Annotated in this window: 8 protein-coding genes; 4 read left to right on the top strand and 4 right to left on the bottom strand. The window is 69.9% G+C overall.

The window, feature by feature from the left end; genetic code table 11:
- From ESO86_RS09380 to ESO86_RS09370, 3 genes are all read left to right on the top strand, one after another.
- On the top strand, positions 1–189 hold a 189-nt coding region (locus ESO86_RS09380), incomplete at its 5' end, for a DAK2 domain-containing protein (protein WP_129234660.1).
- Between the two features lies 1 nt (position 190).
- Positions 191–907 carry a dihydroxyacetone kinase phosphoryl donor subunit DhaM gene (gene dhaM, locus ESO86_RS09375; RefSeq protein ID WP_129234659.1) on the top strand — a complete coding sequence of 239 codons (717 nt, stop codon included), beginning with the start codon at positions 191–193 and terminating at the stop codon, positions 905–907.
- 141 nt (positions 908–1,048) lie between these two features.
- The gene (locus tag ESO86_RS09370) at positions 1,049–1,378 is read left to right on the top strand and encodes a hypothetical protein (RefSeq protein WP_129234658.1); all 330 of its coding nucleotides are present in this window, start codon (positions 1,049–1,051) and stop codon (positions 1,376–1,378) included.
- A 398-nt stretch (positions 1,379–1,776) separates the two neighbouring features.
- Here the strand turns inward: ESO86_RS09370 and ESO86_RS09365 are convergent, their stop codons facing one another.
- The 4 genes from ESO86_RS09365 to ESO86_RS09350 all read right to left on the bottom strand — a co-directional run bounded on the left by ESO86_RS09365 (position 1,777) and on the right by ESO86_RS09350 (position 5,738).
- A complete protein-coding gene (locus ESO86_RS09365; RefSeq protein WP_129234657.1) occupies positions 1,777–2,220 on the bottom strand; it encodes an iron chaperone in 444 nt (147 codons plus the stop codon).
- A 191-nt stretch (positions 2,221–2,411) separates the two neighbouring features.
- Positions 2,412–4,796: an ATP-binding cassette domain-containing protein gene (locus ESO86_RS09360; protein WP_129234656.1), complete on the bottom strand. Its 2,385-nt coding sequence runs from the start codon at positions 4,794–4,796 to the stop codon at positions 2,412–2,414.
- 77 nt (positions 4,797–4,873) lie between these two features.
- Positions 4,874–5,284 (bottom strand): VOC family protein, encoded by a 411-nt coding sequence (locus ESO86_RS09355; protein WP_129234655.1) that lies wholly within the window; start codon positions 5,282–5,284, stop codon positions 4,874–4,876.
- A gap of 10 nt (positions 5,285–5,294) precedes the next feature.
- Positions 5,295–5,738 carry a helix-turn-helix transcriptional regulator gene (locus ESO86_RS09350; RefSeq protein ID WP_129234654.1) on the bottom strand — a complete coding sequence of 148 codons (444 nt, stop codon included), beginning with the start codon at positions 5,736–5,738 and terminating at the stop codon, positions 5,295–5,297.
- Positions 5,739–5,804: 66 nt separating this feature from the next.
- Between ESO86_RS09350 and ESO86_RS09345 the strand changes: the two genes are divergently transcribed.
- On the top strand, positions 5,805–6,635 hold an 831-nt coding region (locus tag ESO86_RS09345; protein WP_129234653.1), incomplete at its 3' end, for a patatin-like phospholipase family protein.

Here is a 6,635-nt window from a genome sequence, read left to right as displayed (position 1 = left end):
GCGACGCTTCGGGCCGCGGCGGATGCCGCGGCGTCGGGCGCCGTCGCGACCGAACCGCTGGTCGCGCGCAAGGGTCGGGCCAGCTACCTGGGCGAACGCTCGGCCGGTCATCGCGACCCCGGCGCGCAATCGACGGCGTACCTCCTCGAGGCGGCGGCCGCAGCCGCGTCGAACGGGACCAGTGCCTGAGATGGCGGATGGGGAACGCATCGGGATCGTCGTCGTCTCGCACTCCGAGCAGCTGGCCGCGGGGGTGGTCGAACTCGCACACCAGATGGCCCCGAACGTTCGCATCGAACCGGCCGGAGGAACCGACGACGGCCGGATCGGGACGAGCTTCGATCGCGTGACGACGGCGATCGGCGCGGCGGATGCCGGCGCCGGCGTCGTCGTCCTCTGCGACCTCGGCTCGGCGATCCTCACGGCCGAGACCGCGATGGACTTCCTCGACGACGACGTGCGGGAGCGGGTCCGCATCGCGGACGCACCGCTCGTGGAGGGAGCGGTCGCGGCATCCGTCGCCGCCGAGTCGGGCGACCGGCTGGAGACGGTCGTGCAGGCGGCGGAATCGGCCGGCGGAGGGGCTGCGACCGACCGGGAGGCGGCCAAGCCGGAATCGGACGCGGTCCCGACCGACACGGGGTCACGCGAGCGCATCAGCAAGCGGATCACCCTCACGAACTCGGACGGGCTGCATGCGCGCCCTGCTGCCGAACTCGTGAAGCTCGCCAGCATGTTCCCGCAGCGCGTCACCGTGAACGGGATCGACGCCAAGAGCCTGCTCGCGATCATGGCCCTGGGGCTCGTGAAAGGCGACGAGGTCGAGATCGCGACCGATGACCCCGCCGGCGCTGGAGCCGTGGAGGCACTCGCCGAACTCGCGTCGAGCGGATTCGGCGAGCACTGAACTCCGGCTGATCCTGGGCCGCCTCCATGTGCCCGGAACCGCCTGCGATCCCACCGGAGGGGTGCCACGGCACCCATCGGATAGTCGCGCTCTCCATATTCCCCTCGCACCGAGCGCAAGAGCGGGAGTACCATCGGCGCCATGGCACGCGAAGAGGCGGGCCACGGCGATGGGAACGCGTTCACCCGGTTCTTCGACCGGGTGGATCGGGTCATGACCCCTGCGTTCGAATCGCCGCGGATGGCCCCGGAAGAGCCCGACGACCGCAGTCAGTCGGGGGAGAAGCCGTGTCCGCTCTGCGGACACCCGATGTTCGAGCACCACATCGACGAATCGACGCCGAATGTCCTGCTCGAATGCCCGACCGATGTCCGACTGCCGGAGCCGGCGATGAGCGGACCGCTCAACGAATTCGGCATGCCGGCGAGCGACGAACGGGTCGAGAAGCTCAGGCGCAACGAGCGCACCTGATCGTTCGGCCCAGTCACTGGGGGAGCGGTCGTCGCCCAGCGACCGCCCGTCCCGTGTGACACGATCGGCTGCTCGCAACCACACGATGAATCGAACGCATCGTGAAGTCAGTTCACGATGCGTTCGACCCGTGGGCACCCGGGTGGTTCGAACAGCGCATCCAGCTCGCGGGTGATGACGATTCGTCAGGAGCGTGATCGCTCAGCGTCGTCGCCGATGCGCATGTGACGTTCACGCGATCAGCGCGGACGGATCGAACGCACGACAGCGCCAGGGGAGTCGAGGCCGGGCACCACCGGGTGGATCGGATCTGCAAGTCCGACATAATGTGCATTATCGGCGCACAGTACGGAGTCGCGGTTCGCTCGGTCGGAGCCGTGCTCCTCGGCGCGATCGGCTCAGCCGATCGCCTTCGTCACGAGTTCGACGATGCGCCGTTCACCCGCAGCCGTCAGCTCCACCAGCGCATACGACGTCGGCCACAGCTCGCCGTCGTCGAGCAGCGCGTTGTCGTTGAAGCCGAACGTCGCGTAGCGCGTCTTGAACTTCAGGGCCGGCTGGAAGAAGCACAGCACCTTGCCGTCCTTCGCCCAGGCGGGCATTCCGTAGTAGGTGCGCGGTGCGAGCTCGGGAGCATGCTCGGTGATGAGCTCGTGCAGCCGTTCCGCCATCGCACGGTCGGCGCCCTCCAACTCGGCGATCTTCTCGAGCAGGTCGGCGGCGCCGTCCTTCTTCTTGCCGCGGCGCACCTCCTTGGCACGCTCCTTCATCGCGGCGCGCTCCTCGTCGGTGAACCCGCCCGGATCCTCGTCGCGTGCGGGCGTGCGCTTCGTCTCAGCCATCATCGGCTCCCTTCGTGTCGTTCGATGCGACTCCGACCACCGGAATCGCGATGGAATCCCGCGTGCGGACGCCCGTCGGCGTCCGCGCAGGCACGGGTGCGAGATCGCGCGAGGAGATCGCTCCCCCGGACTCGTAGGCCGAATGCAGGCACATCCCTGTCCCCCGTTCCCTTCGTGTACCCCGTGGGGTATCAGGCGCCGACATAGTCGGCAAGGTGCTCCCCCGTGAGTGTCGCGCGACTCGCGACGAGTTCGGCAGGGGTGCCCTCGAAGACCACGCGACCGCCGTCGTGACCGGCGCCCGGGCCGAGGTCGATGATCCAGTCCGCGTGCGCCATGACCGCCTGGTGGTGCTCGATGACGATGACGGTCTTGCCGGAGTCGACCAACCGGTCGAGCAATCGCAGCAGGTTGTCGACGTCCGCCAGGTGGAGGCCGGTCGTCGGCTCGTCGAGGACGTACACGTCGCCCGTCTCCCCCATCGCGATCGCGAGCTTCACGCGCTGCCGCTCGCCGCCGGACAGCGTCGACAGCGGCTGTCCGAGGCTGAGGTAGCCGAGTCCGACGTCCTCGAGGCGACCCAGGATCGCCGCAGCGGCCGGGATCCTCGCCTCCCCCGACGAGAAGAACTCGCGCGCCCTCGCGACCGGAAGGTCGAGCACCTCGGTGATGTCCAGGCCGCCGAGCGTGTACTGCAGCACGCCCGCTTGGAAGCGATTGCCGCCGCAGTCCTCGCACGGCGTCTCGATCGTGTCCATGAACCCGAGTTCGGTGATGATGACGCCGGCCCCCTTGCACGTCGGGCACGCGCCTTCGGAGTTCGCGCTGAAGAACGCCGGCTTCACTCCGTTGGCCTTCGCGAACGCCTTGCGGATCGGCTCGAGCAGGCCGGTGTACGTCGCCGGGCTGCTGCGACGCGACCCCTTGATGGCGCCCTGGTCGATCGAGACGATTCCGTCGCGCGGGGAGACGGACCCGTGGATGAGCGAGCTCTTGCCCGAGCCGGCGACCCCGGTCACGACCGTGAGCACCCCTGTCGGGATGTCGACATCCACGCTCTCGAGGTTGTTCTCGTCGGCGCCGCGCACCTCGATGGCGCCGGTCGGCGTGCGAACGTCGGGCTTGATCCGCGCGCGATCGTCGAGGTGCCGGCCCGTGGCGGTCCCGCTCGCCTTCAGGCCCTCGACCGTGCCCTCGAAGCCGATCTCGCCGCCGTCGACCCCTGCCCCCGGGCCCAGGTCGACGACGTGGTCGGCGATGGCGATGGTCTCGGGCTTGTGCTCGACGACGAGCACGGTGTTGCCCTTGTCTCGCAACTGCAGGAGCAGGGTGTTCATGCGCTGGATGTCGTGCGGGTGCAGGCCGATCGTGGGCTCGTCGAAGACGTAGGTGACATCCGTCAGCGACGACCCGAGGTGCCGCAGCATCTTGATGCGCTGTGCCTCGCCGCCCGAGAGCGTGCCCGAGGGCCGTTCGAGGCTCAGGTAGCCGAGACCCAGCGTGACGAAGGCGTCGAGGTTCGCCCCGAGGGCGTCGAGCAGCGGACCGGCATCGGGTCGGTCGAGTCCGCGGACCCATGCCGCGAGGTCGGTCACCTGCATGCGGCACGCATCGGCGATGCTCACGCCGTCGATCCGCGACGATCGCGCGGCCTCGGTCAGGCGCGTGCCGTCGCACTCCGGGCAGGCGGCGAAGGTCGCCACGCGCTCGACGAACGCACGGATGTGGGGCTGGAGGGCGTCGAGGTCCTTCGAGAGCATCGACTTCGTGATCTTGGGGATCAGCCCCTCGTAGGTCATGTTGATGTTCTGGATCCGCACCTTCCTCGGCTCGCTGAAGAGCAGCGCATGCCGTTCCTCCTCCGTGAACTCGGAGATCGGCGTGTCGGGGTCGTAGAACCCCGATTCCGCGAACCCCCGGACCATCCAGCCGTCGGCGGTGTAGCCCGGCACCGTGATCGCACCCTCGTTCAGCGACCGACTCTCATCGATCACCTGCGAGAGGTCGAGGTCGGAGACGGAGCCGCGCCCCTCGCAGCGCGGGCACATGCCGCCGAGGTACACGACGTCGCGCACGACGGTCTTGTCGCCCGTCGCCGAGGTCATGACCCCGCTCGCCTTCTGCGTCGGGATGTTGAACGAGAACGCGGTCGGCCCGCCGATGTGCGGTTCGCCGAGACGGCTGAACAGGATCCGCAGCATCGCGTTCGCATCCGTGACGGTGCCCACGGTCGAGCGCGGGTTGGCGCCGAGCCGCTCCTGGTCCACGATGATCGCGGTCGTCAGGCCCTCGAGCACGTCGACGTCGGGGCGCGGGACCGACGGCATGAAGCCCTGCACGAACGCGCTGTACGTCTCGTCGATGAGCCGACGCGACTCGGCGGCGATCGTGTCGAACACGAGCGAGCTCTTGCCGGAGCCGGAGACGCCCGTGAACACCGTCAGTCGGCGTTTCGGCAGCTCGACCGAGACATCCTTCAGGTTGTTCTCGCGGGCGCCCTGCACCCGGATCCGGTCGTGGGCGTCCGCGGCGGGCAGGGCGGATGCCGCGCGGGCGACGTTCGGGGTCGTGGTCATCGTTCCTCCATGACGGTCGTTCCGATCAAAGCACCGCGGGGTCCCCGACGCCGGACGCGTCGGGGTGCGGCGGCGTGTCAGCCGACCTGCTGGATCCGGATCATGTTGCCCGCCGGGTCGCGGAAGGCGCAGTCGCGCAGCCCGTACGGCTGGTCGACGGGTTCCTGCACGACCTCGGCGCCGGCGGCCTCCAGCGCGGCGAACGTCGCGTCGAGGTCGGTCGACGCGAGGTTCACGCCGAAGTAGCTGCCCTTCGCGATGATCTCGAGCAGCGCGTTCCGGTCGTCGTCGGTCATGCCCGGTCCGACACCCGGCGGGTGGAGCACGATCGCGGTGTCGGGCTGGCCGGCGGGGCCGACGGTGATCCATCGCATGCCCTCGTAGCCGACGTCGTTGCGCACCTCGAAGCCGAGCACGTCGCGGTAGAAGGCGAGCGAGGCCTCCGGGTCGATGTGCGGGAGGAAGCTGGAGTGGATGGTGAGGCTCATGGAGGTCACGCTATCGACGGCCGCCGACGGCGGCTTCTCGATTCCTGACCGGCTTCGTCACCTGCTTCGCCACGCACGGGATCATGCCGAGGGTCGCTCCCGCGTACCGCTCCCGATAGACGCTCGGCGGCACGCCGACGAGCTCGGTGAACCGCGTGCTGAAGGTGCCGAGCGACGAGCAGCCCACCTCGAAGCACACCTCCGTCACGGAGAGGTCGCCGCGACGCAGCAGGGCCATCGCCCGTTCGATGCGACGCGTCATCACGTACGAGTAGGGCGTCTCGCCGAACGCCGCCCTGAACCGACGGCTCAGGTGACCCGAGGACATGTTCGCGCCGCGTGCCAGCGCCTCCACGTCCAGCGGCTTCGCGTACTCGCGATCGATGCGGTCGCGAACACGGCGCAGCACCGCGAGGTCTCGCAGCACGTCCGGGCCGGTGGGTCGAGCGCTCACGAGCGCGATGCTGCCACCTCGCGGGTGCGAAGTCCAGCCGTGCACGGCTGGTGCCAGAATGGCGCCATGGACTCCGGCAAGGTCGCGTTCGTCCTCGGGGGCGGCGGGGTGCTCGGCGCCGTGCAGGTCGGCATGCTCCGGGCGGTGCTCGAACGCGGCATCCGCCCCGACCTCGTCGTCGGCACGTCGATCGGCGCGATCAACGGGGCGATCATCGCCGCCGACGTCGACCGGAGCCTCGAACGGCTCGAGCACGCCTGGACGTCGAGGGAGGCGCGTGCGATCACGACCGGCGTCGGCCTGCGGTTCGGGCGGGCGCACGTGATGTCGTCCGAGCCGCTCCGCCGGATGCTCACGCACGGGCTCGCCGGCGCCACCGAGTTCGAGGACCTCGACGTGGAGTTCCGCTGCTGCGCGGCGAGCGTCGAACGCGCGGCCGAGCACTGGTTCGCCTCCGGTCCGCTGGTGCCGGCGGTGCTGGCCTCCGCGGCGCTGCCCGGCCTGTTCCCGGCGGTGCGGATCGGCGACGAGCACTTCGTCGACGGTGGCATCGTGAACTCGATCCCGGTCGGCCAGGCCGCCGATGCCGGGGCGACGGACATCTACGTGATGCAGGTGGGCCGGATCGAACACGCGCTGACCCCGCCACGGAACCAGCTCGACAACGCCCGCGTCGCGTTCGAGATCTCCCGCAGGCATCGCTTCGCGCGCGACACCGCGGCCCTCGCCGAGGGGACGCGACTGCACGTGCTCCCGACCGGCACCTCCTCCGCGAAGGAGAACCGCATCTCGCGCAACCTCTCCCCCACCGCGCTCCGCCGGCGGATGGCGACCGCGCACGGCGCGGCATCCGCGTACCTGGACCGCGAGGCCGAGCGCGGCGGCGGCGCGGCGGAC

It is taken from the genome of Agromyces binzhouensis (assembly GCF_004135055.1).
GTDB classification, from domain to species: domain Bacteria; phylum Actinomycetota; class Actinomycetes; order Actinomycetales; family Microbacteriaceae; genus Agromyces; species Agromyces binzhouensis.
The sequence above is the reverse complement of the archived record's forward strand: the minus strand, read 5'-3'. Positions and strand labels throughout refer to the sequence as shown.

What these genes read in the sequence shown, in the direction of transcription:
- ESO86_RS09370 (WP_129234658.1), top strand. Translation starts at nt 1,049, where the DNA reads ATGGCACGCGAAGAGGCGGGCCACGGCGATGGGAACGCGTTCACCCGG.
- ESO86_RS09365 (WP_129234657.1), bottom strand. Translation starts at nt 2,220, where the DNA reads ATGGCTGAGACGAAGCGCACGCCCGCACGCGACGAGGATCCGGGCGGG.
- dhaM (WP_129234659.1), top strand. Translation starts at nt 191, where the DNA reads ATGGCGGATGGGGAACGCATCGGGATCGTCGTCGTCTCGCACTCCGAG.
- ESO86_RS09360 (WP_129234656.1), bottom strand. Translation starts at nt 4,796, where the DNA reads ATGACCACGACCCCGAACGTCGCCCGCGCGGCATCCGCCCTGCCCGCC.
- ESO86_RS09355 (WP_129234655.1), bottom strand. Translation starts at nt 5,284, where the DNA reads ATGAGCCTCACCATCCACTCCAGCTTCCTCCCGCACATCGACCCGGAG.